At 61.3% G+C, this 24,699-nt stretch carries 25 protein-coding genes and 1 other RNA gene; 13 read left to right on the top strand and 13 right to left on the bottom strand.

The window, feature by feature from the left end; translation table 11 throughout:
- Positions 1–177: 177 nt before the first annotated feature.
- Positions 178–2,259, bottom strand: coding sequence for an amidohydrolase family protein (locus D3M59_RS08815; RefSeq protein WP_233543204.1), 2,082 nt, complete (start codon positions 2,257–2,259; stop codon positions 178–180).
- Between the two features lie 124 nt (positions 2,260–2,383).
- Positions 2,384–2,735, bottom strand: a transfer-messenger RNA (tmRNA) gene (ssrA, locus tag D3M59_RS08810).
- Positions 2,736–2,841: 106 nt separating this feature from the next.
- Here ssrA and D3M59_RS08805 point away from each other — a divergent pair.
- Both D3M59_RS08805 and D3M59_RS08800 read left to right on the top strand, forming a co-directional pair.
- Positions 2,842–3,111, top strand: coding sequence for a hypothetical protein (locus tag D3M59_RS08805; RefSeq protein ID WP_119533267.1), 270 nt, complete (start codon positions 2,842–2,844; stop codon positions 3,109–3,111).
- Positions 3,112–3,211: 100 nt separating this feature from the next.
- Positions 3,212–3,967 (top strand): NUDIX hydrolase, encoded by a 756-nt coding sequence (locus D3M59_RS08800; protein WP_119533266.1) that lies wholly within the window; start codon positions 3,212–3,214, stop codon positions 3,965–3,967.
- 87 nt (positions 3,968–4,054) lie between these two features.
- Here the strand turns inward: D3M59_RS08800 and D3M59_RS08795 are convergent, their stop codons facing one another.
- Both D3M59_RS08795 and D3M59_RS08790 read right to left on the bottom strand, forming a co-directional pair.
- Positions 4,055–4,330, bottom strand: coding sequence for an SWIB/MDM2 domain-containing protein (locus D3M59_RS08795; RefSeq protein ID WP_119533265.1), 276 nt, complete (start codon positions 4,328–4,330; stop codon positions 4,055–4,057).
- A 78-nt stretch (positions 4,331–4,408) separates the two neighbouring features.
- Positions 4,409–5,227: an LD-carboxypeptidase gene (locus tag D3M59_RS08790; protein WP_119533264.1), complete on the bottom strand. Its 819-nt coding sequence runs from the start codon at positions 5,225–5,227 to the stop codon at positions 4,409–4,411.
- Between the two features lie 48 nt (positions 5,228–5,275).
- Here D3M59_RS08790 and D3M59_RS08785 point away from each other — a divergent pair, with 48 nt between their 5' ends.
- The 3 genes from D3M59_RS08785 to D3M59_RS08775 are packed head-to-tail and all read left to right on the top strand — an operon-like array spanning position 5,276 to position 7,558.
- Complete coding sequence (locus tag D3M59_RS08785) at positions 5,276–6,655, top strand: UDP-N-acetylmuramate--L-alanine ligase (protein ID WP_119533263.1); 1,380 nt, start codon at positions 5,276–5,278, stop codon at positions 6,653–6,655.
- 34 nt (positions 6,656–6,689) lie between these two features.
- Entirely contained in the window at positions 6,690–7,070 is a 381-nt protein-coding gene (locus D3M59_RS08780) for a hypothetical protein (protein WP_119533262.1), read from the top strand.
- A gap of 35 nt (positions 7,071–7,105) precedes the next feature.
- Positions 7,106–7,558, top strand: coding sequence for a 5' nucleotidase, NT5C type (locus D3M59_RS08775; RefSeq protein WP_233543203.1), 453 nt, complete (start codon positions 7,106–7,108; stop codon positions 7,556–7,558).
- Positions 7,559–7,562: 4 nt separating this feature from the next.
- On the opposite strand, the gene D3M59_RS08770 is transcribed toward D3M59_RS08775, so the two are convergent.
- Together D3M59_RS08770 and D3M59_RS08765 are read right to left on the bottom strand one after the other, a co-directional pair.
- Positions 7,563–8,114 (bottom strand): hypothetical protein, encoded by a 552-nt coding sequence (locus tag D3M59_RS08770; protein WP_119533260.1) that lies wholly within the window; start codon positions 8,112–8,114, stop codon positions 7,563–7,565.
- 215 nt (positions 8,115–8,329) lie between these two features.
- Positions 8,330–8,542: a hypothetical protein gene (locus D3M59_RS08765; RefSeq protein ID WP_119533259.1), complete on the bottom strand. Its 213-nt coding sequence runs from the start codon at positions 8,540–8,542 to the stop codon at positions 8,330–8,332.
- Positions 8,543–8,695: 153 nt separating this feature from the next.
- Here D3M59_RS08765 and D3M59_RS08760 point away from each other — a divergent pair, with 153 nt between their 5' ends.
- Both D3M59_RS08760 and D3M59_RS08755 read left to right on the top strand, forming a co-directional pair.
- Positions 8,696–9,919: a sensor histidine kinase gene (locus D3M59_RS08760; RefSeq protein ID WP_119533258.1), complete on the top strand. Its 1,224-nt coding sequence runs from the start codon at positions 8,696–8,698 to the stop codon at positions 9,917–9,919.
- The gene (locus D3M59_RS08755; protein ID WP_119533257.1) at positions 9,912–10,670 is read left to right on the top strand and encodes a LytR/AlgR family response regulator transcription factor; all 759 of its coding nucleotides are present in this window, start codon (positions 9,912–9,914) and stop codon (positions 10,668–10,670) included. The genes D3M59_RS08760 and D3M59_RS08755 overlap by 8 nt, the downstream gene beginning before the upstream one ends.
- Positions 10,671–10,844: 174 nt before the next feature.
- Here the strand turns inward: D3M59_RS08755 and D3M59_RS08750 are convergent, their stop codons facing one another.
- Positions 10,845–12,206, bottom strand: a complete 1,362-nt coding sequence (locus D3M59_RS08750; protein ID WP_233543202.1) for a dicarboxylate/amino acid:cation symporter — start codon at positions 12,204–12,206, stop codon at positions 10,845–10,847.
- A gap of 135 nt (positions 12,207–12,341) precedes the next feature.
- On the bottom strand, positions 12,342–12,731 hold the full coding sequence (locus tag D3M59_RS08745; RefSeq protein ID WP_119533256.1) for a low affinity iron permease family protein: 390 nt from the start codon (positions 12,729–12,731) through the stop codon (positions 12,342–12,344).
- Positions 12,732–13,692: 961 nt separating this feature from the next.
- Here D3M59_RS08745 and D3M59_RS08740 point away from each other — a divergent pair.
- Positions 13,693–15,993, top strand: a complete 2,301-nt coding sequence (locus D3M59_RS08740) for an ATP-dependent helicase (protein ID WP_233543201.1) — start codon at positions 13,693–13,695, stop codon at positions 15,991–15,993.
- 145 nt (positions 15,994–16,138) lie between these two features.
- Here D3M59_RS08740 and D3M59_RS08735 read toward each other — a convergent pair whose 3' ends face one another.
- The 3 genes from D3M59_RS08735 to D3M59_RS08725 all read right to left on the bottom strand — a co-directional run bounded on the left by D3M59_RS08735 (position 16,139) and on the right by D3M59_RS08725 (position 18,306).
- A complete protein-coding gene (locus D3M59_RS08735) occupies positions 16,139–16,651 on the bottom strand; it encodes a hemerythrin domain-containing protein (protein WP_119533255.1) in 513 nt (170 codons plus the stop codon).
- Between the two features lie 98 nt (positions 16,652–16,749).
- Positions 16,750–16,926, bottom strand: a complete 177-nt coding sequence (locus D3M59_RS12095; RefSeq protein WP_158581984.1) for a hypothetical protein — start codon at positions 16,924–16,926, stop codon at positions 16,750–16,752.
- 72 nt (positions 16,927–16,998) lie between these two features.
- Positions 16,999–18,306, bottom strand: a complete 1,308-nt coding sequence (locus D3M59_RS08725) for a serine hydrolase domain-containing protein (protein ID WP_119533253.1) — start codon at positions 18,304–18,306, stop codon at positions 16,999–17,001.
- Between the two features lie 155 nt (positions 18,307–18,461).
- Between D3M59_RS08725 and D3M59_RS08720 the strand changes: the two genes are divergently transcribed.
- The 4 genes from D3M59_RS08720 to D3M59_RS08705 are packed head-to-tail and all read left to right on the top strand — an operon-like array spanning position 18,462 to position 21,643.
- Complete coding sequence (locus D3M59_RS08720) at positions 18,462–18,746, top strand: hypothetical protein (RefSeq protein ID WP_119533252.1); 285 nt, start codon at positions 18,462–18,464, stop codon at positions 18,744–18,746.
- On the top strand, positions 18,743–19,417 hold the full coding sequence (pyrF, locus tag D3M59_RS08715; protein ID WP_119533251.1) for an orotidine-5'-phosphate decarboxylase: 675 nt from the start codon (positions 18,743–18,745) through the stop codon (positions 19,415–19,417). Before D3M59_RS08720 ends, pyrF begins: the two co-directional genes overlap by 4 nt.
- 55 nt (positions 19,418–19,472) lie before the next feature.
- The gene (accD, locus tag D3M59_RS08710) at positions 19,473–20,333 is read left to right on the top strand and encodes an acetyl-CoA carboxylase, carboxyltransferase subunit beta (protein WP_119533250.1); all 861 of its coding nucleotides are present in this window, start codon (positions 19,473–19,475) and stop codon (positions 20,331–20,333) included.
- Positions 20,333–21,643: a bifunctional folylpolyglutamate synthase/dihydrofolate synthase gene (locus D3M59_RS08705; RefSeq protein WP_119533249.1), complete on the top strand. Its 1,311-nt coding sequence runs from the start codon at positions 20,333–20,335 to the stop codon at positions 21,641–21,643. The genes accD and D3M59_RS08705 overlap by 1 nt, the downstream gene beginning before the upstream one ends.
- On the opposite strand, the gene D3M59_RS08700 is transcribed toward D3M59_RS08705, so the two are convergent.
- Positions 21,595–22,980 carry an AmpG family muropeptide MFS transporter gene (locus tag D3M59_RS08700; protein WP_119533248.1) on the bottom strand — a complete coding sequence of 462 codons (1,386 nt, stop codon included), beginning with the start codon at positions 22,978–22,980 and terminating at the stop codon, positions 21,595–21,597. The genes D3M59_RS08705 and D3M59_RS08700 overlap by 49 nt on opposite strands.
- Positions 22,981–23,081: 101 nt before the next feature.
- Here D3M59_RS08700 and D3M59_RS08695 point away from each other — a divergent pair, with 101 nt between their 5' ends.
- Positions 23,082–24,257, top strand: a complete 1,176-nt coding sequence (locus D3M59_RS08695) for an aromatic ring-hydroxylating oxygenase subunit alpha (RefSeq protein WP_233543200.1) — start codon at positions 23,082–23,084, stop codon at positions 24,255–24,257.
- Here D3M59_RS08695 and D3M59_RS08690 read toward each other — a convergent pair.
- Complete coding sequence (locus D3M59_RS08690; protein ID WP_119533246.1) at positions 24,254–24,685, bottom strand: response regulator; 432 nt, start codon at positions 24,683–24,685, stop codon at positions 24,254–24,256. The two genes, D3M59_RS08695 and D3M59_RS08690, sit on opposite strands and share 4 nt — an antisense overlap.
- Positions 24,686–24,699: the final 14 nt, after the last annotated feature.

The following is a 24,699-nucleotide window of genomic DNA, read 5'->3' as shown; positions in this document are numbered from 1 at the left end:
CCCTTATAGTCCGGCATCTGCAGCAGGATCTCGCCCCGATAATCCAGCACGAATGTGCCGTTCTTGCGCAGCGCCAGGTCCGACGTGAACTTACCCGGCCCCCACAGGCATCCGCCCAGCAGCAATGGCGCCGCTGCCGCGACGAAGAATTTCCCCCACGCGCTCATCTCTTTCCCCTTATTTCGGCCGGCCGCTGTATCCCGCGGCCTTACGCAATGCGTCCCCGTCCATCACATAGCCGTCGCTGACCACCGTCACGACGCGCCGCAATGCGCCGATTTCCTTTGATGGGTCGCCATCGACCAGTACCATGTCTGCCTCCTTGCCGACGGCGATTGAGCCGATCCGCTGGTCCGCGCCAACGACCCGGGCGGGGACGATCGTGGCGCTTTGCAGTGCGGCGGCTGGAGACATTCCGGCCTGGCGATAGATTTCCAGCTCGCGGACCAGTTCGATGCCCCAGCCGTCCGTTCCGGCGACGATGGGAACGCCAGCCTGATGAAGCTTGCCCACTAGCTTGACCATGTTGGCGAAGCTCTTGCGATAGTCATCGCGCGTGTAGCCCTCCACCAGCGGATAGCCACCGCTCTTGAAACTGCGGTCCAGAACCGGCGAAATGATGTTCATGTAGGGCGCATAAGCCGGCGCCGGTTTGCCGCCGTCCTGGGTAAGCATGCTTTCGAAGATGACGATGGTCGGGTCGACCACGGTCTTCTTCGCAGCCAAACCGGCGATGAAGCTTTTTATCGGTTCCGCGTCCAGGTCGACGTTCTTGAAGAATTTGGCCGGCCCTTCCATCCGCTGCCGGGTGTTCGCTTTGTCGACCACTTCTTGCGGCATCGATTCCATGACGACGAAATTCAGGTGGGTCAGTTCGTCATAGCCAGCCGCAACCGCCTCGCTCGGCCGCATCGAGGCCGGCACATGGCCATGGACGTGCAGGCCCAGACGGTGAGCTTCAGCCGCGGCGGGCTTGATCCACGCTGGATTCATCGAAGTGTAGAACTTCACACCCCACAATCCCGCATTCTTGATCTTACGGACCGCGGCAATCGCTTCCGCCTCGCTGCTGACTACTTCGGCTCCTTGCGCCGCGAGGGGGTCCTTCTTGTCTACAATCGCCGAAATGAATGGCTCGCCCATCAGAAGCTCACCGCTCTTCCGGCGCGCCGTGGTCGACTTGGCGCGGTCGATTTCCGTCCCGGGACTACGGAAGCTGGTCATCCCGTTGGCCATGTTGGCCAGCACATCCCAGTCGTCGCCGATGTGCATGTGGCTGTCCCAAATGCCTGGAACCAGTGTCTTGCCGCGTCCGTCGATCAGCTGCGCGCCTGCGGGCGCCTCGATCGAACCTGCGACACCAATCCGGGCGATTTTCCCGTCCTGTGCAAGGACGGACTGGTTCGCGAGGAACTGACCCTTGTCGGCATCGAACAGCTGGACATTGTCGAACAGAACTGGGCGCTTCGCCTCTGCGGTCAGGAAACGGGCGGCAATCGCCTTAACTTCCGCGGCTGTGGCGGCTTCCTGAACGTCGCGCATCGCCTTGACGGCGCCTTCATAGCCGGCGGGCACCAGCGACATACCGCCGATGTCGGCAAAGTAACGCTTGTTCTCGTCTAGCCAGACGGGAAACGGGGATGCAAGCACGCCGCGAACGAAGGCAAGCTGGACCGTCTTCGGCCCACCCGGTCCCGTAATCGATTGCGTCGGCCCCAAGGCCAAAGTCGCCTTGCCACTGGGCAGCAGATTCACACCGGCTGCACCAGCCGCGACCAGCCGCTCAATCAGAGCGCTGTTCGCAAGCCCGATACCACCGGCGGGCAAATAATAGCCTCCAGCCGGCGCAGAGCCGCTGTCACTGGTGCTGGTCCAGCTGGCCTTTCCGTCCTTGACCGCGAAGGTCTCCGCCGCATCGCCGCTGATCGTCACGCCGCGAATGGTCACCGCCTCCGGCATCCCGTCGGAGCCGAGCCTCACTACCTGGTCGACCTCGCTGATCCAGCCACGAAGCTCCTGCGACCAGCGATATGCGGTGCTGCCGTCCGGGAGCTGCCATCGCCATTGGTCGCCATGCTTTCCGGCGTCAGAGACCACGACATAGTGCGCCGCGTCCGCGGGCGGCTTCATCAACTGGTCCTTGGGGACGGGTGCGGCAGCCGCCGCCAAGGCGACCATCGTCTCATGTGCGGCGGCGGGCGTGATGGCCAGCGGCGCGGCGGCGAGGCCAAGAGCAAGGACAAGGCGGCGAACGGTCATAATGCGACTCCCCCGGAATATTTGCAGGCGCGAACCTGCGACGGGACGAGCCGCACGGCAAGCCGGACAATAACGGGGAAGAAAAAGTGGAGAGCTTCTGTTGCCCGGCGCTCTCCAAGCCGCTGGAATCCCCTTCTGTTGCCCGGTGGGGTCCGACCGCGCTTTTGTCCACTTAACTTCAGACCGTTAGGCCCTCAGTTAGGCAGCAATAGCAAGAGCCTCGTTATCGTTGGCACTTGTGTGAACGAGCCGTCACGGTGGTCTCATACCGATCGGCAACCAGGCCTTTATTGCACTCGTCGATCCTGTTTCGCCCCCATCAGCAGCATCGAAAACCGCGAGGGTCGCTGCTGGTGGTGGAGGCGCCGGGGTACTGCCCCCCGGGTCCGAAATGCCTATTCCACCCGATACTCTACCGACATAGCCGGTTGCCCGGCGCCCCCAAGATAGGGTTTCCGCCTTTCCCAAGCAAGTGATTGACAAAATGCGGTGCAGCGCGGAACCGTTACGGATGTGGTTGCGTTGGAACGGCCTATGTGAAGGCTGCAAGAACGCCAGCACACTGGAAAAAGGGGATTTTTGATGAAGAAGCTTTCGTTTGCCATCGTCGGCGCCGCCGCGCTTGCTCTCGCCGCCTGTGGTGGCAAGGGTGACGATGCCCTCGGCGACAACATCGAGGACAACTACGACGCTGCCGCCGACAACCTGGAAGCGATGGCCGACAACACCGCCAATGGCGCCGAAGCCGCTGCCCTGGAAAACCAGGCCGACGCGCTCGAAGCCGAAGGCGATGCCAAGGAAGAAGCAGTCGACGAAGCCGACGTCAACGCGGCTGCTGTCAACGCGATGTAATCCGTTTCCGCTCCCTTCCCGGGGGTGGAACGGAAAGGGCCGGCGCCTTCGGGCTGCCGGCCCTTTTTTATGCGCAGAAGAATGATAGGGCCGTTGGGCGATGAGCGACGATGCGATTCCCGCCGCAACACTGGTCGTCTGGCGCGATCCGCCGGCGGGTTCAGCTGGCGTGCCGGAAATCTTGGTCGTCGAACGATCGGCACGAATGGCGTTTGCTGCGGGAGCGATCGTGTTCCCGGGGGGGCGTGTCGACGAGGCTGACCGCCGGCTTGCAACTTCGTTGGGAATTGCGGACGGTACAGCTAAAATCACGGCAATCCGCGAAACGATCGAGGAAAGTGCAATTGTCGCCGGCCTTCAGGGGCCCGTGGATGTAGCGCTAGGGCGAATGCTGCAGTCATTACTCATCGAAGGCGCGGATTTCGGCGAGTTGTTGCGGGCTCATGGTCTATCGCTCGACCTGGATGCGCTGGTGCCGTTCGCACGCTGGATGCCGGCTTTCAAACAGCCCCGCAAATTCGATACCCTCTTCTATCTGGCGCGCGGACCGGACGGAGAGTGGCAACCAAATCCGCAGCCCGGCGAGTGCGTCGCTGCCGAATGGTCGAGTCCGGCCGAACTAGTCGACCGCGTGGCCCGAGGAGAGGCAAACGCGATCTTCCCGACCAAGCGCAATCTTGAGCGACTTGCAGGTCACCGCGATCTCACGGCCGCAATCGCCGACGCGCGCGCCCACTCACTCGAGACGATCGTTCCTTGGGTTGAGGAAATTGACGGCGAACCGCACGTGCGGATCCCATCGGACCGCGGCTATCCGGTCATTTCAGAACGACTCGCCACGGCGTTTCGCGCCTGACGCGAATCGTCTGAACAAGAAAAAGGGGCCCGCGGCAATGCCGGGGCCCCTCGTCGCACGCATGCCGCGACAAGCGCGGCGCGCGGCCTAGCTCAGATGCTTCGACAGATGCTTGTTCATTTCGAACATGGTGCACTTGTCAGTGCCGAAGACCTTCTTCAGCTTGTCGTCTGCAAGAATTTCCCGCTTGTTATTCGGGTTTTGCAGGTTGTTCTTGCGAATGTGATCCCAAACCTTCGAGACGACTTCGCTACGCGGCAGCGGGTTCGAACCCACGATCGCGGCGAGATCCGAAGACGGCGTTACCGGACGTGCGAGTCCACCACCTGCTTTACGACCAGTCCCGCTCGATGCTTTTGCCATGAGGCCCTCCTGTTGTTCTGAGAGTCGATAGAGCGCGATTTCCCTCTCTGTGCAAGGGGGAGAGCGCGATCAAAATGGTTAATTTCGCGCAAGATCGAACGGAACAATGCGATTTGCGGCATCGTGACCAATATCTGCGATGCCCCCAAAGACGATTCCTGACCTGCCGCACCACTCGCGAACAATAGATTCGGCGTCGCTTCCGAATACGGGATCGTTCTCAGGAATCTCGCTCATCCTACCCATTCTTAGCGAAGCGATCCGACGAATGGCGGGACTTCCCGTTACATGGAACATGGCGCGGTCGATGCGGTATTCATGCTCGGCCACGTCCTCGATCAACAGGTCCGCCCCCGAAAAGTCAGGTTCGATTGCCGTCCCCAGCAGGTTGGACAGCACCGTAAGGTTGAAGGCCATCGTTCGCTGGCCGAAGCGAACTCCGGCATCCAGAGCGCCTTCGTCGCGGTTCACCAGCCAGTCGAGCGCGCGATGCACGGCAGCCTCGCCGCCCTCCCTGACGACATCCTGAACCATTGGCCCGTGCGCAACCATGAGCCCTGCCTTGTCGAATGCGGCGAGTAGGAACCCTGCGTCGGAATAGCCGAGGTAGGTTTTACGTTTAGCGGCGGCAGGCAATTCAGCCGCGGCTGCCTCAGCGATCCGGTTTGAGCCATAGCCTCCGCGCGCGAACCATACAGCGTCGATGCTCTCGTCGGCCATTACCTCGCGCAGGGCCATCAGTCGCGCTTCGTCGTGTCCAGCAAAGTGGCCATCCGACAGAAAGCATTGGGGATGGATCGCCAGATCGACATCGCCGCGAGCGCGGGCAATGGCGGCGACCGCCTCAGCGGCTTCGGGTTTCAACGTGCAGCTTGGCGCGACGACCGCGATCTTCATCGCGTCATCATTTGCACGAAGCGCCGCGCCCGCATAGGGCGGCGATCGATGACGGACCAATATTTCTTCTGCGGAATCGGAGGCAGCGGGATGCTGCCGCTCGCGGCCATTCTTCGAGCCGGCGGCGCTCGTGTCGGCGGGTCAGATCGCTCCCTCGACGCTGGCCGCCTGGCATCGAAGTTCGACTATCTGAAATCGCTAGGCATCAGCCTGTCCCCGCAGGACGGGTCAGGTCTTGCGGATGGTGCGACGCTAGTAACGTCGGCGGCAGTCGAAGAGAGCATCCCGGACGTAGTCCGCGCCCGGGAGCTCGGGCTGGACCACGTCACCCGCCCGCAGCTTCTGGCTAGACTGCTGAACGCGGCGCAGACAAGCGTTGCGGTCGGCGGCACCAGCGGTAAGTCGACCGTTACCGGCATGATAGGCTGGATCCTGCACGGAATGCATCGCCAACCGACCGTCATGAATGGCGCGGTGATGAAGAACTTCGTCGCGCCAAGCGCGCCGTTCGCATCCGCATTGGTGGGCGATCCCGAGCTTTTCGTAAGCGAGGTGGATGAAAGCGACGGGTCGATCGCGCTTTACAAGCCGACGGTCGCGGTTGTGGGCAACATTAGCCTAGACCACAAATCGATGGATGAGCTCCGCAGCCTGTTTGGCGCATTCTTGGCACGCGCATCGAAGGCAGTGGTCAACCTCGACGATCCGGAAACTCGCGCAATTGCCGAAGCGATAAGGGACCCCATTGGCTTTGGTTTCGACTCGCCGGCGGCAACCCTTCGCGGCCGCAACCTGTCACTGCTGCCCGACGGCGTGCAGTTTACCGTTGAGCATGACGGCGACCGTCACGAGGTCAGTTTGGCAGTTCCCGGTCGCCATAACGCGATGAACGCTCTGGCCGCGCTGGGTGCGGTTCACGCGCTGGGACTTCCGCTTGGTGAAGCGGCAAGCGCCCTCTCGCGTTTTTCAGGCCTGAAACGTCGGCTCGAGACGGTCGGGACCGCCGGCGGGGTGACGGTAATCGACGATTTCGCGCACAATCCTGACAAGATCGCGGCGACGCTTGCCACGTTGACCGCGCAGCCAGGGCGCTTGCTCATCATGTTCCAACCGCACGGCTATGGTCCGATCGCCAAAATGGGCGACGAACTTGCGCAAACCTTCGCCAAAGGGATGCGCGAGGGTGACCGGCTATACATGCCCGACGCCGTTTACCAAGGCGGCACGGTCGACAGATCGCGCGGAACGGAATGGCTGGCGGACGCGATCCGAGCAGCGGGCGGCCACGCCGAGCACGTCGCGGAGCGCGCGGCCATTGGCGAGCGGCTGCTTTCCGAAGCGCTGCCGGGTGATCGAATCGCAATCCTCGGCGCGCGCGACGATACGCTCAGTGACTTCGCGGCCGAGCTGGTGCGGAAGCTCGGCTAGGAACCCGACTCCGGCGTCGGGGTTTTTGTCACACATGACGAAACCCAGAACTGTCGTTGGCTGGAAATTGGACCGATCGCAGCGCGAGGAGCTGCTTAAACGCTATCGCCCTCGTTACGAAAACGCGGACGCCGATCATGTAACGCTGCACGCAAATGCAGGCGATGCGCAGCTGCCCCCCGAGGTCGATGCGAAGATTGTTGGGCATGCCGATGACGGCAGCAGCCTGGAGGCTATGGTCGTCGAAATAGATGGCACGTCGGATCGGCCGGATGGGTCCATCTTTCACATCACTTGGTCGCTGGACAAGTCGAAGGGCCGCCAGCCCCGCGAGAGCAATGATCTTCTGAAAGGTGGTGGCTGGAAACTATTCGATGATCCCGTAGCGATCCGCGTCGAGCCGGCGAAGTTCTAAATATGCCGAACCTGTTCCTCGATTGTGACGGGGTTTTGGCCGACTTCGATTCGGGGGCGCGAGCTGTGCTTGGCGGGCTTTCGCCCAAGCAGTTCGAAGCGCGCCATTCGAAAAGGGAATTTTGGCGACGGCTAGCCAACACCAAGGATTTCTATGCCCGACTGCCATTGCTGCCAGACGCGATGGAATTGTTCGAGGCGGTCAAGCACCTGCACCCGACCATACTTACTGGATTGCCGCTGGGTACTTGGGCCGCCCCGCAGAAGGTGGCCTGGGCCGAAGAGTACTTCCCCCGCACGCCGATTATCACCTGTATGGCGCGAGATAAATATCGCTACATGGATCCGGGCGATGTGCTGGTCGACGATCGCGAGGATCACCGGGCGAAGTGGGAGGATGCCGGCGGCGTTTTCATTCATCACAAAAACGCACAGACCAGTTTGACAGAACTCGCCCGCGTGTTCCCGTCAGTGAATGTCCCGGCGTAGCGGCTTAGGCGGCAGCTGCCTGATCTACTTTTTCAACCCATTCCGGCCAGAACACCGACTCCCGCGACGACCAGCCCGGCGCCGTTGCCGCACTTTCGCTGATCGACTGCAGAAGCATCCGGCGCCGGTCCGGATGAAGGTGCGGCAATGCCGCCGCTGCGCAGAAAGCAGCCGGAAGCCAGGGACGTACTGACGCACCCAGCAACCGTTCGTAGAGGAAGCGAAAGGATGCAAAATTCTGCACCCGGTCCTGGCCAAGATCGAACGCCGCAAGCGTCACCAGCATGCCGAGGAACGGTTCGATCATGTCGAGACCGCTGTCGTCAGGAATTTGTAGGCGGAGATGATCGAGCTGCTTGTAAAACCGCCCCTGCGCGGCGATGGCGGCTGCCTCAATCTCGTCGCGGGCCCACGTTTCCATCGGGTTCGATCTGCCATAGGCCACGTCGAGCGAACGACGAATGTAGCGCTGCGTCGCTTTCGGGAACGAAGCGAATTCCTTCATTTCCGAAATCAGGAGAGCACCACCTGCGGGCTGGCTCGTCCTCGTCGTCATCGATCCCACTCCTTCAGCTCTGGTGGGATGATGCGACTGAATCGGTTTCCAATCGCTTAACCAATTTCCCACCCCCCATTCAGGATTGAATCAGAGGGGAGTCGTGGCCGCAACATGAAAGTGAAATATCCACAGCAACTTATTGGCGGCTGTGTTTTTAAGGGCACGATGTATTACGCCGCCGCGCCGTCCGGAGATTGTCGGCGGCGGTACAGTTATTCGGGAAAACCCGAAGACGGCGCGGGTTCAGACGATCCCGGCTGCGTAGCCGAACTCGGATCGGACGCATCCATCGATTCGTCGCTGCCAAGATCGACCTTGGCATCCTGGTCCTGCGGATTTTTCTTTACCTTAAGTTCAAGTTCGCGGTCGGGGTCGGCCGACTGGACGGCAGGATGATCGTCATTGCCTGGTTTATGGTGGGTCATGAAAAAGTCTTTCCGTTCATGCAGTCTCTTCCTGCAGAACGACCGCCGTGAGGACGCGTTCCTCGGGTCCGCCCGCGATTTCTTCGACCGGGCGTCACCAAGCGTCTGCCAACGGACAAACGAGCAATTGTCCTTCGCCGCCATCTATCCTTAATGACGGCGGTGATGGCCAAAAATTCGCTGTTTTCATCCGAGGGCCGATTTTCAGACTGGCGGTTGGCAACCCAGTCGATCATCGGCTTCTGGTCGTTTTACCTCGTCACCGTGCTTCTGCGCGGCCTGTTCGGCCCGGAAGCGGCGGAGGCCATCGGTTTTCGCGCCGTCAATGCGGGACTGGGACTCGTCCTTACTTTCCTCATCTATGCCGCGATTCGGCTGCTGGCGCAGGACGGCAGCATCCGAAAAATGGCTTTTGTTGCTGCGTTCGCTTCCCTGCCAGCCGCCGTCATCATGTCGGCCATGAGCCTGCGGATGGCGACCATGTCGGATCCGATGGGGCCGCCGTCCAGGATCACGACGCAGGAAGGAGTGGCCATTGTCCAACGGGGCAACAATGTCCGCATCGTCAAGGAAGACGGCAACGAGCTTGAGGTGAACCTGCCGCCCGTCGAGGAGATGATCGCTTCGAAAATGCCGCGATTAATCGCGGATGGAACCGTCACCTGGTACTTCCTGCTCGCCGCCTGGTGCGCCTTCTTTATCGCCATGACCCAGCAGCGGCGCACGCGGTTGACCGAAATCCGCCTCGCTGAAGCGGAGACCGCCGCCCATGCCGCGCAGGTGCGAGCGCTTCGGTACCAGGTCAATCCGCATTTCCTGTTCAATACGCTGAATAGCTTGTCTTCGCTGGTGATGTCGGGACGGTCCGACCGGGCCGAAGAAATGTTGATGGCATTGTCGACTTTCTTCCGCACGAGCCTATCGATCGACCCGTCTGCCGACGTCAGTCTTGCCGAGGAAATCTCGCTTCAGCGGCTTTATCTCGACATCGAGAAAGTCCGTTTTCCGGATCGACTGCACGTTACGATCGACATTCCCGACGACCTGAAAGAGGCGCGCGTACCCGCGCTCATCCTGCAGCCGATTGTTGAGAACGCGATCAAATATGGCGTTTCGACGAGCACGTCGAAAGTCGAAATCACCATCCGCGCGAGGCGCCTTGACGGCGGCAGGATGCAACTGGACATCGCCAACCGCATAGTGGGTGCTGCGAAGAAGATCACCTGGCCGACCCACGAAGGCACGGGCGTTGGGCTGGCTAATGTCTGCCAGCGCCTGGAGGCACATTTCGGCAATCGTGCCGACTGCCGCTTTGGCCCGATCCCTGGCGGCTACGAAGTTTCACTAGCACTTCCCGTAGGCGACGAAGATGACTGATGCGACTGATCTGAAGATTTTGATCGCTGACGATGAGCCATTGGCGGCTGAGCGTCTCCAAATGATGCTGGCCAAGATCGGCGGCGTTCATTTGGTGGGCACGGCGCACGACGGCGAAAGCGCGGTGCGCATGGCGGAGGCGCTGAGCCCCGACCTTGTCCTTCTCGACATCGCCATGCCCGGCCTAGACGGCATTGAAGTTGCGCGAGCGTTATCGCGGCAGGAAACATCGCCCGCTGTCGTCTTCGTGACCGCGTTCGACCAGTTTGCCGTCGCCGCTTTCGACGTGGCTGCCATCGATTATTTGATGAAGCCTGTCGACGCCGATCGCCTTGGCCGGGCCATCGAGCGTGCGCGGGCTTATGTGGAGGGCCGCGGGCAGGAACAGGCCATCGCGGAGCGGCCCGCTGCCGGCTCGCCTTGGCTTGAAGAATTCTGGGCATCGGACTTGTCCGGGCTTGTGCGTATTGCCGCTCGCGACATCGACCGTGTGACAGCCGAGCGCGATTACATGCGCCTGCACGTCGGCAAGCGCAGCTGGCTGATTCATCATTCGATGACTGCACTGGAAGAGGGGCTAGATCCCGAGCTTTTCGTCCGCTTGCATCGATCGGCCATCGTGCGTCGTGACTTCATTGCCGGTTTCTCCCGCAATGCCTCCGGCCGTTGGATCGCGCGACTTGGCGATGGCGAGGAGCAGCCCGTCGGTCGACTTTACGCCGACCAGGTCCGAGCCATCGCCGGCCGATAATTCCAACACGTCGGTTGCGGCGCGAAAACGGGTCGGGTGTCAGGGGTTCTCCCCGTTTCGCGCCGCACCCCGATATCAGCGCATGTGCGGCAGCTTTTCACCCACCACTCGACCAGCGAAGGCAAATAGCGACAAACGGCGGACAAGCTGCCGTCAGGTTCGACAAACGGCCGATCAGTCGTCGCGTTCGCCCCGGGCAGCAGCCCCGGACACCGCGACATCCAGCGTAACATTGCCCAGCGTTCGGAAGATGTCGGGAATGACCTCGACAGCAATCAGCAGCGCCAGAGGCTCAATCGGGATGCCCATGGCCAGCGCGATCGGGGCGATTGAAGTCACGAACGATAGGGCGCCTGGCAGGCTCACCGCCCAATAGCTGGCGACGGATGCCACCGCGATGCCCGCGATCAGGTTACCCGCGTTGAGATCGATGCCCATCCAATAAGCCACATAAATCGCGACGGCGATGTTCATCGCCGGTCCCGTGGCGCGAAATAGGGCAACTGCGAGCGGCAGGCTGACATCGGCGTTGCGCTGCGGCAATCCCAGCCGACGTGACGCCTCGAGCATGGCGGGAAGCGACGCCAGGCTCGACTGGGTCGAGATGGCGACGGCCTGCGGCGGAATCATCGCGCGAGCGAACTCGCCCAGTTTCCATCGGCCGAACAGCACGGCGATGGCATATCCCGCCAGCATGACGATGATGCCGACGATGGAGACCATGACGACATAGTGAAGCACCGCGCCGAATGCGGCGCCTCCTGCACCAGCGCCCACGGCAAAGGCCAGGCCCAGGACACCGATCGGCGCCAGCCAAAGCACCCAGCCGACGACGATAAGCATCGCGTCCTGAACTCCCTTGAAAAACCGGGCGATCGCGAGGCGTCCCTCTCCTTCGATGCGGGTCACCGCAAAAGCGAAGATCGCGGTGAACACGACCAGCGCCAGCACTTGGTCGTTCGCCGCAGCGGCGATGGGATTTGTCGGAACGACGCTCTTCAGCCAATCCTGCACCGTGGGCACGGATGCGGCGGTCGCCTTGCTATCAACGCTTGCAAGGCCTGCGCGCAACGCTTCGGCGGCCTCAGCGGGAAGCGGAAAGGCATTCAAAAGTGCGGGCATCGCGAACGCGCCGAAGACCGCCGATGCGGTCAGCAGGACGACGAACCACAGGATCGACCGCCGGGCGATGCCGCCCGCCCGCGCGTGATCGGCTCCGGAAACGATTCCCGTGATGAGCAACGCGATTATCAACGGGATGACCGTCATCTTAAGCGCGTCGAGCCACAATCCACCGATGGTGGATGCAACCCTCACCATGGGCTCGCGAACGCCATCGCCCGCCTGGGTCGCCAGCGCGCCCAACAACAGACCGACAAGCAATGCGCCCAGCACCAACCAGGTCGAACGCTGCGCCTTAGGCGTCATCGGAGGCCTCGCGTAATCGTGACGTTCCTCATGGTTTAGCCTCCGCTCCTTGGCAGCAGGCTTATCGCCGGCGCCCGTCTCGCGCCAGTGGCTGCTGTAGTCGACCAAATGCCAAGGAAATGAGCCAAGCCGCGCATCGCTTGTGCGGGCCGTGCGTTTATAGCTCGTTGTCTGTCGTTCGATCGTTCCCGACAGGCATTGGGGCGGCGGCTGGCCAGCGCCGCCGCCTCATTTCCCCGTTCCTCAGCGTCGCGCGATCAGCCGCAGAATAGCTTCGTGGCGGGCGGGTTCATCGCCCGCATCTCTTTCCAGGACCTCACGTATCTCTCTCAGCTCCAGTTCGGTCAGATGTTCGATGCCGATGAATTCGTTGCGAGCCCGGTCAACGGCGCGGATCAGTTCGTCCAGCTTCGCCTGAATTGCCGAGGCGTCGCGATTCTGCGCGTTCTGGATCAGGAAGACCATGAGGAAGGTGACAATGGTAGTCCCCGTGTTGATGACCAGCTGCCACGTGTCAGACCAGCCGAAGACTGGACCCGAAAACCCCCAGACGATGATGATCGAGAGAGCCAGGGCGAATGCCATCGGCCGCCCCGCCGCCGCCGCTACCCGCGATGCCAACCGTTCGAACATAGCCCACCCCTCGCTGTTCGTTCAGGCGGCGGCTTTTCATTCCGCGGCCATGAAATGACGCAGCTTTAGCGCCTCATGCACAGAAAGCGCAGACCCTTCCTCCCACCAACCGACATAGGACAGATGCTTGCCGTGGAATCTGATCGAGCCTTCGGGTTTCAGCCGCTCGCCGAAGGCCCGGTCGCGCGACGTACGATCAAAGCGAAGGCCGCCTCAGCCGGACTTGCCGGGGTAAAGCGGGAACGCTGGCGGAAGCGGGAAGGGCCGCGATAGCCACCAGGCGGATACGCACCGGACGCATCTCCTCGCCATCACAATGACGTGCGCAGCCCGCCAACAAGCGGCGCGGACTGCAAGGCAAAATCATGGCGCATGAAGCGTCGCGCATAGAGAAATGGGGGCCGGCATTGCTGCCAGCCCCCATCTGCGCCGAGACATAGATCTGCCGGTGTTCGCTAGCTTGATGACCCGAGGGTCCTCCGCTCTTCGATCCTGGCTCACCAGCTCAGGCGTCGCTTCCGATGATGGTCCTGCCCGGAGGCAGGTTCTTCATCTTCTGCGGCCCTTCTTGGGTTGGTCCCTTCGCGTCGCCTGCCCCCAGAGGGAGCCGCGAACTGCGACTGGAAAACCAACTCTTCCGGCGCCTCTTCCGGTGGTCCGACTTGGGCCGAAGCCCTCCTCATCGCCGTCCGGTGGAGATCGGTCCTTCTGCCACCTGCCGCTCTTTCGAGAGGCGGGGACTTCCGTCCCGATCACCCTTGTAACCTGACTCACTTTTCCGAGTCGCGAAAGCGAAAAAATCGAGTCAAAGCCTGTGGATAACGGGGATATCGCGAATAAGTCGAAAGTATCGCAGCGGGATTCCACCCAAGTTCGCGATTCGCGGCGCGCTGTAGCCGAATTATCGCTCGCTGCAAGCCCGAAGGTTGCCGTTTCGTTCGCGCCTGCCTACCTGCGGACAGTGTCCGAATCTTCCAACCATTGCACCGAACCAACCGCCGATGCGCCATACCTGCGCGGCCTGAATGCGCCGCAGCGCGAGGCCGTGCTCACGACCGAGGGTCCGGTCCTGATGCTTGCAGGCGCAGGCACGGGAAAAACAGCAGCGCTCACTGCGCGGCTCGCTCACATCATCGCAACGCGCAAAGCCTGGCCTAGCCAGATTTTGGCGGTGACGTTCACCAACAAGGCCGCTCGGGAAATGAAAGAGCGAGTCTCGGCAATCAGCGGCGGGGCAATCGAGGGGATGCCGTGGCTCGGCACCTTCCACAGTGTTGCGGCCAAGATGCTTCGTGCCCATGCCGAGTTGGCCGGACTGCAGAGCAACTTCACCATCCTCGACACCGACGACCAGCTCCGCTTGCTAAAGCAACTTATCGTCGCCTCAAACTTGGACGAAAAGCGCTGGCCGGCGCGGCAATTTGCCGGTGTCATCGATCGCTGGAAGAATCGGGGCTGGACGCCCGCACATATCGACGCCGCGGAGTCGGAGGCTTTCGCCAACGGTCGCGGGCAGGAACTCTATGCCGCCTACCAAGACCGGCTTCGGGCGTTGAACGCCTGCGACTTCGGTGACCTGCTGCTACACATGCTGACCATCCTCAAGGCGCATCCCGACGTACTCGAAAGCTATCGCGAGCGGTTCCGCTATATCCTGGTCGACGAGTATCAGGACACCAATGCCAGCCAATACGAATGGCTGCGTTTGCTGGCAGAGCCGCGCCAGAACATCTGCGTCGTTGGCGACGACGACCAGTCGATCTACAGTTGGCGGGGAGCGGAGGTGGCCAACATCCTTCGCTTCGAGAAAGACTTCCCGGGCGCGGCGGTGATCCGGCTTGAGCAAAATTACCGTTCCACGCCGCATATTCTGGGCGCCGCAACCGGGCTGATCGCCAACAACGCCGGCCGGCTCGGTAAAACCCTCTGGACCGAGCGCAACGAGGGCGACCGAGTTCGGGTGATCGGCGTCTGGGACGGACCGGAGGAGGCTCGCCGCGTCGGCGAGGAGATCGAGGCCCATCAGGCACGGGGCGGGTCACTCGACGATTGCGCGATCCTCGTGCGGGCACAGTTCCAAACCCGCGAATTTGAAGAGCGGTTCATCGCCATCGGCCTCGCCTACCAGATCGTCGGCGGCTTTCGCTTCTACGAGCGCGCTGAAATCCGTGACGCGCTCGCCTACCTTAGGCTTGTCGCGCAGCCGGCCGACGACCTCGCGTTCGAACGCATCATCAATACGCCCAAGCGCGGGCTGGGCGACAAGGCTGTTGCGAACATCCACAAATTTGCGCGGGCGACTGACCAGCCGCTTTTGCTTGCCGCCGCGCAGATGCTCGACAGCGACGAACTCACTCCGCAAGCGCGGCGCAGTCTCGGCCGGTTTGTTGCCGACGTCGCTCGCTGGCGAACCATGGCCGGCGAGATCCCCCATCCGGAACTGGCGCGAATCCTGCTCGACGAAAGCGGGTACACGGCCGCTCTTCAGAATGAACGAAGCGCCGAAGCCACAGGCCGACTCGAGAACCTCACCGAACTAACGCGGGCGATGGAAGAATATGAAACGCTCGGCGCATTTCTCGAGCATGTCAGCCTCGTCATGGACAACGACCAGGCGAAGCAGGGCGAGAAGGTCACGATCATGACTATTCATGCCGCCAAGGGTCTGGAATTTCCGAACGTCTTCCTCGCGGGCTGGGAAGAAGGCGTTTTCCCATCGCAGCGCGCGCTCGACGAGGGGGGACTAGCCAGCCTCGAGGAAGAGCGCCGCCTCGCCTACGTCGCCCTGACCCGCGCACGCGCGAAAGCTATCATCATCCATGCAGCCAACCGGCGCATCTACGGACAATGGACGAGTTCGATTCCCAGCCGGTTTGTGAGCGAGCTTCCCAAAGAGCATATCGATGAGGAAACTACGATGAGCGGGGGGGAAAGCATGTGGCGTGCGCAGTGGAGCGAGCGAGGCGACCCGTTCGCCCATCTGGCCGCCGCGCAAAGTGATCGGGCCAGCACGCGTGGTGCCGGCTGGCAACGCGCTCAGGGCCGTTTCAACGCTCAGCCGCAGCGGATAATCGAAGCCCGTGCCAGTGCGGTGTCGTTGGGCAATAAGGGGCGCGATGACCTGAGTGTTGGGCAGCGCGTCTTCCACGGAAAGTTCGGCTATGGCACGATCGCCGAGATCGAAGGCAACAAGCTGGAAATCGAATTCGAGAAAGCTGGCCGAAAGCGCGTTCTCGACAGCTTCGTTAGCACATCAAATTAGCGAGCCGCGTAAGCCTTAGCGGATGTCGGCTCTCCTTGCCGGTGGGCGGCTCCACCCTCGCGCGCCTCGAGCGACGGGCGCTCCCCAATGAAATCAGGCCGTCCCGCAGTGTCACGGAACGGCCGATAAAGATAAGCACAAAAAATCAGACGCTGGCCGCTTCCATCGTAGTCAGCGTCGGCTTCGGTATTCCGTTTTTCTCGAACTGTGTCGTGAGTTCGGCCTTACGCGCCGCCAACTGCTCGCCGAGCGCGTCCATATCGAGGCCAGCCTTGCGGGCTTGGGAGAAAAGTCCTTCCATTCGCTTCTCTTCCTCTTCGACATGATGCTCAATTTGCTCGCTAAGCACCTTGACCTTGCTGTCGTAATATTCGTCGTCCGGCCCGCCAGTCATGATTTCGGCGATCAGCACCTTTGCGCCATCGTGCTCGACGTAGCTTTCTTTTAGCAGATCTTCCTCAACCTTCCCTTGGCAGGCTGGATAGAAAATTTCTTCCTCGATCTGTGCGTGAACCGAAAGTTCGAGGCAAATTTGCTCGGCTAGCTTGCGCTTGCGTCCGTCGCCACTCGCTTTTTCGAACTGTTCAAACAGCTCTTCGACTGTGCGATGGTCCTTTTTGAGGAGCGCAACTGCGTCCAATTTCTCGGCGTCTGCCATCTTTGAAGCCTTTCATTTGCGTGCGTTCGGTAAAACATCGGTCGGTACGCCGATGTTCCGCAGCGAGAGCGCAACGCAACTCAAACATGTGGGTCCGGTCAGGCCGGCTCCTGGTTCATTGGGACCTCGAGCTCGCCTCGTTCGGCCTCTAGCTCATGAAACTCAGCAAGTTCTTCGTGCAGTCGACGAACGACCGGGTCGCTGGATTCGCTGGCCATCGAGCGGCACTGTTTGGCGCGCTCCAAGTGAAAGGCGCGATCGCTTTGCGGTTCCATGTCTTTGCCCTAGGCTCCGCCGCGGCGCGAGCCGCGGCCCACGGATCATATAGCACAAAATAACGACGTAGGTCAGGCAGAACGGTTACGGTCACGCTTGACGGCGACTTGGTTAGCTTTGGCCGGTCCGCCCTTGTCGATTTCCATCCAGTCCCGGAATTCAAGGCCGTAGAGCATGTCCATCACTTCGAACTCCAAGCCCCCCGGCTGCGACGTGTTGCTGTTCCACAGCGCGACAACGCCACTCTTCAACTTGGGGTCAAACAAGATCAGTGACCGGTACCCGGCAACGCCGCCGCGATGGCCGATGATGTGATGACCGGCATATTCATAGCTGCGCCACCCATATCCGTAGTCAGCCTGACCCAGTCGCTCCAAAAATTTGCGCATCCGGCCTCGCTCGCCGGGCGTCTTTACGCGCGCCGCGTGTATAGTCTCCAAAAGCTTCGGGCTTAGCACTTGGGGCATCTGGCCCAGCTGAGCCAGCATCCACAGTGACATGTCCTTGATGTTACTGTTCACGCCACCCGCAGCTGGGACGCGGTAATAGTTATCGTTCACTTCCAGCGGTCGGCGACCGACACTGTGCGGCCTTGCCCAGCTAGGTGCACTCACCAGCCCATTGCGGTCCATCGACGCAGAAGTCATTCCCAGCGGCGCAAACAGTTCGCGCTGGACAAGGTCCGGGTAGCTTACGCCGGTCACCTTCGTGGCCATTTCGCTTGCCGCGTCATAGGCAACGTTCTGATAGCTCCAGCAGGTTCCCGGCGGACAAATGCTGTTGAGGGTCACCAGCGACGCGCGGAGGAATGACGCGTCCTGTCCTTCTTCCAGCTTGTTGTCGAAAGCATTGCGGTACAAGCCCAGCCGATGGCTGAGAACGTCGCCGACCGTCGCAGTCAGTTCGTTGCCGCCCGGCAAATGGAGCGAGGGCGCGACGGACGCGACCGACTGATCGAAGCGCAGCTTGCCCTTTTCTTCCAGCTTGGCGACCATCGTGGCGGCGACGCCTTTCGATACTGACGCCCAGCGGAAGACGGTTTCGGGCGTAACCTTTTCGCCCGATCCTTCGAGCGTTTCGCCATAGCCGTTCAGAAAGGTGATGCGGCCGTTCTCGACGATGCCGACCGCCATGCCGACCATCGTGGGTTTCTCGACCATGCGCTGCAAACGCTCATCAAGGCGCTTGTAATCGATACGACTTCGGCTGGCCGGTTCGACGACAGCAAGCCGTGCGCTCGCCTGCGCGATTGACTTGGCCTGAGCGGCCTGGATCGCTGACGGCGAGGCCTTTTTCGTTTCAACAAATGGCTGTGCGAGCGCGAATGCGCCGAGCCCCAACGCAAACGCGCCGATCCCTAGTTTATATTTACGATCCAACGGAAAACGCGGCCTCCCCTTCAGCTGGTGTGGCGCTAGACAGTGAAACGCTCAACTCCCCTCAGAATCTCCCTGCGGCGAGACGATGCTGGGAAGCGGCGAACGACTGGCCAGCAGCCTCATGGTCGCCTAAAGGCTTCAGCCGGGGAGTCACGATGCATTTCTTGCGAACGCTTTTCTGGGTGGTGATCGCTGTTTCCCTCGCCATATTTGCGAGCCGGAACTGGAGCGATGTGTCGGTGAACCTGTGGGGCAACCTTCAGGCCGACATCAAATTGCCGGTACTACTGCTGATCATTTTCCTGCTGGGTTTCCTGCCGCCCTTTTTCATCTTGCGGGGCAAGTTGTGGACCGTCCGGCGGCGCCTTGTCATCGCAGAACGTCCGCCAGTTGCGGCTCCTCCTGCGCAGACACCCGTCGAAGAGACCCCGCTTCCATGACTAGCCCAATCTACGTCGCCATCGACACACCGGACCTGGACCGGGCGCGCGCTGTCGCCGAGGCAGTCAAGCGGCATGCTGGCGGACTGAAGCTTGGACTGGAGTTTTTCTGCCACAACGGCCGCGCGGGCGTACTCGAACTCGCAGACCTCGACTTGCCGCTCTTCCTCGACCTCAAGCTGCACGACATTCCCAATACGGTCGCTAAAGCAATCCAGGCCCTGTCGCCGATCACTCCGTCGGTGCTGACGGTTCACGCGGCGGGCGGTCGAGCGATGCTCGAGGACGCAAAGGCGGCGGCCCCTGCAGGTACAAAGGTCGTCGCCGTCACCGTGTTGACCAGTCTGGATTCCGGCGACCTGGCTTCCATCGGCGTTCCCGGGAACAGCCGGGCACAGGTCGAACGCTTGACCGACCTTGCCAAGGATGCGGGCCTCGACGGCATAGTCTGTTCCGGCAATGAAGTTGCTGCGGCGCGTGCTCGATGGAAAAATGGCTTTTTCGTCGTTCCGGGCATTCGGCCCACCAATACCGCGATCGGCGACCAGAAGCGCGTCATGACGCCTCGCGACGCACTCGATGCCGGCGCATCAATCCTCGTCATCGGCCGGCCCATCACCGGCGCCGACGATCCCGCCGTGGCCGTAAGGGAAATCGCCGGTACGCTATAGTGGACATTGGCGGCGGCGAGGCTTACCCCGCCCGCCGCATTATCGAGAGGTTTGAATGAGCTGGCTGAGCCGCGTTCGCAACGGCATCCAATCGCTGACCAAGCGTCAGAGCGCCGACAATCTGTGGCACAAGTGCCGCAAGTGCGAATCCATGGTCTTTACCAAGGAATGGGAGGACAATCTTTACGTTTGCCCGCGCTGCGACCACCACGACCGGGTCGGACCGAAAGTGCGCTTCGACGCACTGTTTGACCGGCAGAAATATGAAATCCTCGACAGTCCCGAGGTCCGCGAAGACCCGCTGAAATTCCGCGACACGAAGCGCTATACCGATCGCCTCAAGGCCGCCCGTTCCTCGACCGAAGAACGCGACGCGCTGATCAACGCATTCGGCAAGATCGAAGGCAAGCTCGCCGTGGTCGGCGTTCAAGATTTCGCTTTTATGGGCGGCTCGATGGGTGTCGCCGTCGGCGCGGCCTTTGTTATTGGCGTCAAGCAGGCGATCAAGAAGCGCTGCCCTTATATCCTGTTCACGGCCGCCGGCGGCGCGCGCATGCAGGAAGGCATTTTGTCGCTGATGCAGATGCCGCGCACCACCGTGGCGCTGGCGCAGTTGCGTGAAGCGGGACTACCCTACATTGTTGTTCTGACCGACCCGACCACTGGCGGCGTTACTGCAAGCTACGCCATGCTCGGCGATGTCCAGATTGCCGAACCGGGCGCCCTGATCGGGTTCGCCGGGCAGCGCGTCATCGAGCAGACCATTCGCGAAAAGCTGCCCGAGGGCTTCCAGCGAGCCGAATATCTGCTGGAACACGGCATGATCGACATGGTCGTGCATCGTCACGCGCTCAAGGACCGGTTGGCCCGTTTGGTCGGCTACCTTGCCCCGAGCGGAGCGAAGGCCGCCGCCTGATGAAGGAAGTGATCCGCTCGGCGGATCCGCGAATTGCGGCACTGATCGCCCGACAGGCCCGTCAATATGTTGACCGCGACCAGCTTGGATTGGAGCGAATAACCGCTCTGCTCGACCGCCTCGGCCGCCCGCAAGACCGGCTTCCTCCCGTTTTCCATGTCGCCGGCACCAACGGCAAAGGGTCGACTTGCGCGTTCCTTCGCGCCGCGCTGGAGGCTGCCGGAAAACGCGTCCATGCCTTCACCAGCCCGCACCTCGTCCGATACAACGAGCGCATCCGGATCGCCGGTAGGTTGATCGACGACGGGCAGCTTGCCGAACTGATGGGTCAAGTGCTCGACGCCAACGAGGATATCGGCGGTAGTCTATTCGAGGTGAATACTGCGGCCGCCTTTTGCGCCTTTAGCGAGGCTCCGGCCGATGCCTGCATCCTAGAAGTCGGACTAGGCGGGAGGCTTGATGCAACCAACGTCATCGAACACCCGCTAGTCACCGGCATCGCCAGCCTTGGACTCGATCATCAGGCATTCCTCGGCAACCGCTTGGTCGATGTCGCATACGAGAAGGCAGGAATCGCCAAACGGGGTGTGCCGCTGGTGACGCAGCGCTATCCAACGGCCTTGGCCGAACGGGTCGCGCAAGTTGCTCGAGCTGCGGGCGCGATCTGGGAACCGAAAGGCCTGCACTGGGACGCCATTTCGCGGTCAGGACAGCTTCGATATTATGACGAAGCTGGGCAGCTTTTCTTGCCCCTGCCTCGACTTCCTGGCCGTCACCAAAGCATGAACGCAGCGCTGGCGGTGGCGATGCTTCGTCATCAAGACACCATCGACATCCCGGCATCGGCATTCAGTGCTGCGATGGGCTGGGCCAATTGGCCCGCGCGGCTCCAGCAACTTCACAGCGGACCTCTGATCGAGATGCTGCCGCGCGGAAGCGAACTTTGGATCGACGGCGGCCATAATCCGAGCGCCTCCCGGCTGATCGCGGCCCATGCCCGGCGCAACTGGACGGATAAGCGTCCTTTGGTGCTGCTATACGCAAGCTTGGCCAGCAAGGACGCTGCGACGGTGCTGCAGCCGTTTCGCGGAGTTGCTTCACAAATCCTGACCCTGCCCATTGAAGGTCATGAATATCGCGACCCGTCCGATCTTGCAGCCATGGCGGCCAAGATGGGATTTGTTTCATCTGCGAAGCGCAGCATCTCCGATGCGCTGATTGCGCTTCGCAAGCCCGCGCGCGTGCTGGTGTTCGGCTCGCTTTACCTCGCCGGCGAAGCGCTGTCGCTCAACGGTTCACTGCCCGACTGATCGTCCCGGGCATCGCCCTCCCCGACCTTGCCAGCCGTCCCGATTGAACTGTCGACCAATCCGCTGCGCATCATTAGCCAGAAGAGGACAATCCCTGGCAGGGCCGCCACCGTTGTTAGCCAATAGAAATTGATGAAGCCGACGGACTCCACGATACTGCCAGCCGTGGTACCCGTCAGGACCCGGCCCACAATGCTCGCGGCAGCTGAAATCAGTGCATATTGCGATGCGGTGAACTGCAAATTGCACAGTGCAGAGAAGTAGGCGACGACAACGACACCCCCGATGCCGCTGGCAAAATTCTCAAAGCCGATACAGGCCGCAAGCGCAGGGTTCGACTTCGCTCCCATCGCCAGAATCGCGAACGTGGCGTTGGAGACGCCCATCAGGATAAGACTAATGAGGACCGAGCGCTTCATGCCGATCTTGGCGTACAGGACACCACCGACGAAGATGCCGATCAGATAAGCCCAGAAACCCACACCGACGTCCCAGATCGCGATCTCGTCGTTGGTGTAGCCCATGTCGTCGAGAAGCAGTCGCAGCACGAGCTGGCCGAGCGTGTCGCCGATCTTGTGAAGCAGGATGAACAGCAGGACCAGAAAGGCGCCCCGGCGCTTGAAGAACTCCGCGAACGGCCCCCAAATAGCGACTGCCGCTTCCGCCAAGCCGCGCTTTTCCGTGGGCTCTCGATGCCGTTTGGGTTCACCAACTATGAGGCCCGTGAGCATCGCCGGCAACGCGAACATGGCGCAAGCCAGGTAAGCGATTTCCCAGCCCACCCGCGCAGCGAGAACCAGAGCGAGCGCGCCGGCGGCGACCGAGCCGATGCGCCAACCATATTGCGACATGCCAGATCCAACGCCGAGCTGGCGCGGCTCGAGCAACTCGATGCGGTAGGCGTCAATCACGATATCAAAGGTGGCGCCCGCGACGCCGACCAGCACCGCCGCGATCGCCATCTGGTAAATGCTTGCCGACGCATCTTGGAATGCCAGATTGGCGACCGCCGCCATGACCAGCAGTCCCGAGAATATCAGCCATGAAACGCGTTGGCCCAAGCGCCCAAGGATCGGCAGGTGAACACCGTCAACAATCCACGCCCATAGAAATTTAAGGTTATAGACGAGGAACGCCAGCGCGAATGTCGTGACGGTCGACTTTTCGATGCCATCCTGCGCCAGCCGCGTGGTCAGCGTCGCCCCGATCATGGCGTAAGGGAAACCGGACGATACACCGACGAAGAACGCCGCGATCGGGGCCTTCTCGAAATATGGCCGTAGCCCTTCCCACCAACTGATGGTCCGATCGTCGCTCGCCGTAGCAGCTTCGCTCACTTGTGGATTCTCCCCGCCTTGTTTGGGCAAGCGTAGCAGCACCGGCGTTTCGCGAAAGGGGTAGCGTTATTCTCCAGATGCTCAACGAATTCAGTTCGTCCTTGCAACGATTAATAACTTGGCGCAGCATTGGTTCGATGGACATGCCCGTAACTCCCCGCCGCCCTACCCCCGGCCAACGTGCACTGGCCGAGGCGCTAGCGAGGGGCGAGGCTCACATGGGCGACCATGTCGAAACGCTAAGCGCATCCGTCTACGTGGACGAGGCACGATTCGAGACCGAGAAGCGCCGGATTTTCGATCATGTCCCGCACCTACTTGGGCCGTCGGCCCTGCTGCCCGACCGCAACCAAGCCGTCGCGCACGACGATTATGGAACGCCACTGATCCTGTCGCGCGACATTGACGGGAAAGCCCATGTTTTCGCCAATGTGTGCCGCCATCGCGGTACGCGGTTGCTCGACAGCCATGAAGTCGTGCCGGCGAAGCGGATCATTTGCCCCTATCATGCTTGGGCATACAAGCCGGACGGCGAGCTTACCGGCATACCGCGGAACGATTGCTTCCCCGATTTCGACAAGGGCCGGAACGGTCTTCGCGAGTTTCCCTGCGTCGAGGCGGGCGGCCTGATCTGGTGGGCTAAAGATGAGGGCGCGGATTTTACCGATGCGATCGCACTCAAGGACGATCTCGACGCGTTCGGACTTGGCGACCTGTACCTGTATCGCCGCAAGACCCATGATGTTGCCGCCAACTGGAAGCTGATCATCGACGCCTTCCTTGAAAGCTATCATGTCCAGCGGCTGCACGCGGCGACCATCGCGAGTTTCTTCGCGGACGGCATCACTACCGCCGACTCAATCGGCCGCCACCAGCGCGCCGCGGTTGGCCGGTCCGACTATCTGGCCGAACTCGATCGCGATGACTGGGCGCAACTGCGCAAGGCGGTAACCTACACCTACCAGCTTTTCCCGGCGTCGGTGATCATTGTCAGTCCCGATTACATCAATCTGTTGATCGCCATGCCGCAAACGGTCGGCCGCACCTTGGTGGAGGACGTGATGCTAATCCCGGAAAAGCCTGCCACCAATGAGGCGGAGGCGCATTGGCAGCGGAGTTGGGACCTGCTGGACGGTGGGACCTTTGGCGCTGAAGATTTCCACGCGGCCGCGCTTTGCCATCGCGGCCTGGAGTCTGGTGAAATCGAAAAGGTTGTACTGGGCAAGTTGGAAAACGGGATCGCCGAATTCCATCGCAAGGTTGAAGCGGCGCTTTAGGCGTCGTTAAGGCCGTAGAGGGTGAGACCCTTGGGTGGCTTGGTTTTCTCGCCAGCCAGATGCTGGTCGACCGCTCTCAACGCAGCCTTGAGCGTCCGGTCATTGTAGGGCTTCAGCAAACAGCCCAGCACCAGGTCTGAGGCATTTTCCGGGGGTAGCCCGGTCGCGAACAGGACGGGGATGCCCCGATTCTTGGCGACCTGCGCAAGGTCGATGCCCGACCGCTCGCCCGTCAAACGCACGTCGCAGAGGATGAGGTCGACCCTCTCACGGTCCAGTGTAGCAACGGCGTCGGCAAATCGATCGTGGGTCGCGACTACTTCATAGCCTGCGTCGGCGATCATCGTTTCATTGTCGAACGCAGTCAGGGGCTCATCCTCGACTATGAGGATTTTGTTGACGACACGCTCGCGCTTCCCGAACAGCATTTAATACCCGTAGG

It is taken from the genome of Sphingomonas edaphi, assembly GCF_003583725.1.
GTDB lineage: Bacteria > Pseudomonadota > Alphaproteobacteria > Sphingomonadales > Sphingomonadaceae > Sphingomicrobium > Sphingomicrobium edaphi.
The sequence above is the reverse complement of the archived record's forward strand: the minus strand, read 5'-3'. Positions and strand labels throughout refer to the sequence as shown.

What these genes read in the sequence shown, in the direction of transcription:
- D3M59_RS08815 (WP_233543204.1), bottom strand. Translation starts at nt 2,259, where the DNA reads ATGACCGTTCGCCGCCTTGTCCTTGCTCTTGGCCTCGCCGCCGCGCCG.
- D3M59_RS08805 (WP_119533267.1), top strand. Translation starts at nt 2,842, where the DNA reads ATGAAGAAGCTTTCGTTTGCCATCGTCGGCGCCGCCGCGCTTGCTCTC.
- D3M59_RS08800 (WP_119533266.1), top strand. Translation starts at nt 3,212, where the DNA reads ATGAGCGACGATGCGATTCCCGCCGCAACACTGGTCGTCTGGCGCGAT.
- D3M59_RS08795 (WP_119533265.1), bottom strand. Translation starts at nt 4,330, where the DNA reads ATGGCAAAAGCATCGAGCGGGACTGGTCGTAAAGCAGGTGGTGGACTC.
- D3M59_RS08790 (WP_119533264.1), bottom strand. Translation starts at nt 5,227, where the DNA reads ATGAAGATCGCGGTCGTCGCGCCAAGCTGCACGTTGAAACCCGAAGCC.
- D3M59_RS08785 (WP_119533263.1), top strand. Translation starts at nt 5,276, where the DNA reads ATGACGGACCAATATTTCTTCTGCGGAATCGGAGGCAGCGGGATGCTG.
- D3M59_RS08780 (WP_119533262.1), top strand. Translation starts at nt 6,690, where the DNA reads ATGACGAAACCCAGAACTGTCGTTGGCTGGAAATTGGACCGATCGCAG.
- D3M59_RS08770 (WP_119533260.1), bottom strand. Translation starts at nt 8,114, where the DNA reads ATGACGACGAGGACGAGCCAGCCCGCAGGTGGTGCTCTCCTGATTTCG.
- D3M59_RS08765 (WP_119533259.1), bottom strand. Translation starts at nt 8,542, where the DNA reads ATGACCCACCATAAACCAGGCAATGACGATCATCCTGCCGTCCAGTCG.
- D3M59_RS08760 (WP_119533258.1), top strand. Translation starts at nt 8,696, where the DNA reads ATGACGGCGGTGATGGCCAAAAATTCGCTGTTTTCATCCGAGGGCCGA.
- D3M59_RS08755 (WP_119533257.1), top strand. Translation starts at nt 9,912, where the DNA reads ATGACTGATGCGACTGATCTGAAGATTTTGATCGCTGACGATGAGCCA.
- D3M59_RS08745 (WP_119533256.1), bottom strand. Translation starts at nt 12,731, where the DNA reads ATGTTCGAACGGTTGGCATCGCGGGTAGCGGCGGCGGCGGGGCGGCCG.
- D3M59_RS08735 (WP_119533255.1), bottom strand. Translation starts at nt 16,651, where the DNA reads ATGGCAGACGCCGAGAAATTGGACGCAGTTGCGCTCCTCAAAAAGGAC.
- D3M59_RS12095 (WP_158581984.1), bottom strand. Translation starts at nt 16,926, where the DNA reads ATGGAACCGCAAAGCGATCGCGCCTTTCACTTGGAGCGCGCCAAACAG.
- D3M59_RS08720 (WP_119533252.1), top strand. Translation starts at nt 18,462, where the DNA reads ATGCATTTCTTGCGAACGCTTTTCTGGGTGGTGATCGCTGTTTCCCTC.
- pyrF (WP_119533251.1), top strand. Translation starts at nt 18,743, where the DNA reads ATGACTAGCCCAATCTACGTCGCCATCGACACACCGGACCTGGACCGG.
- accD (WP_119533250.1), top strand. Translation starts at nt 19,473, where the DNA reads ATGAGCTGGCTGAGCCGCGTTCGCAACGGCATCCAATCGCTGACCAAG.
- D3M59_RS08705 (WP_119533249.1), top strand. Translation starts at nt 20,333, where the DNA reads ATGAAGGAAGTGATCCGCTCGGCGGATCCGCGAATTGCGGCACTGATC.
- D3M59_RS08690 (WP_119533246.1), bottom strand. Translation starts at nt 24,685, where the DNA reads ATGCTGTTCGGGAAGCGCGAGCGTGTCGTCAACAAAATCCTCATAGTC.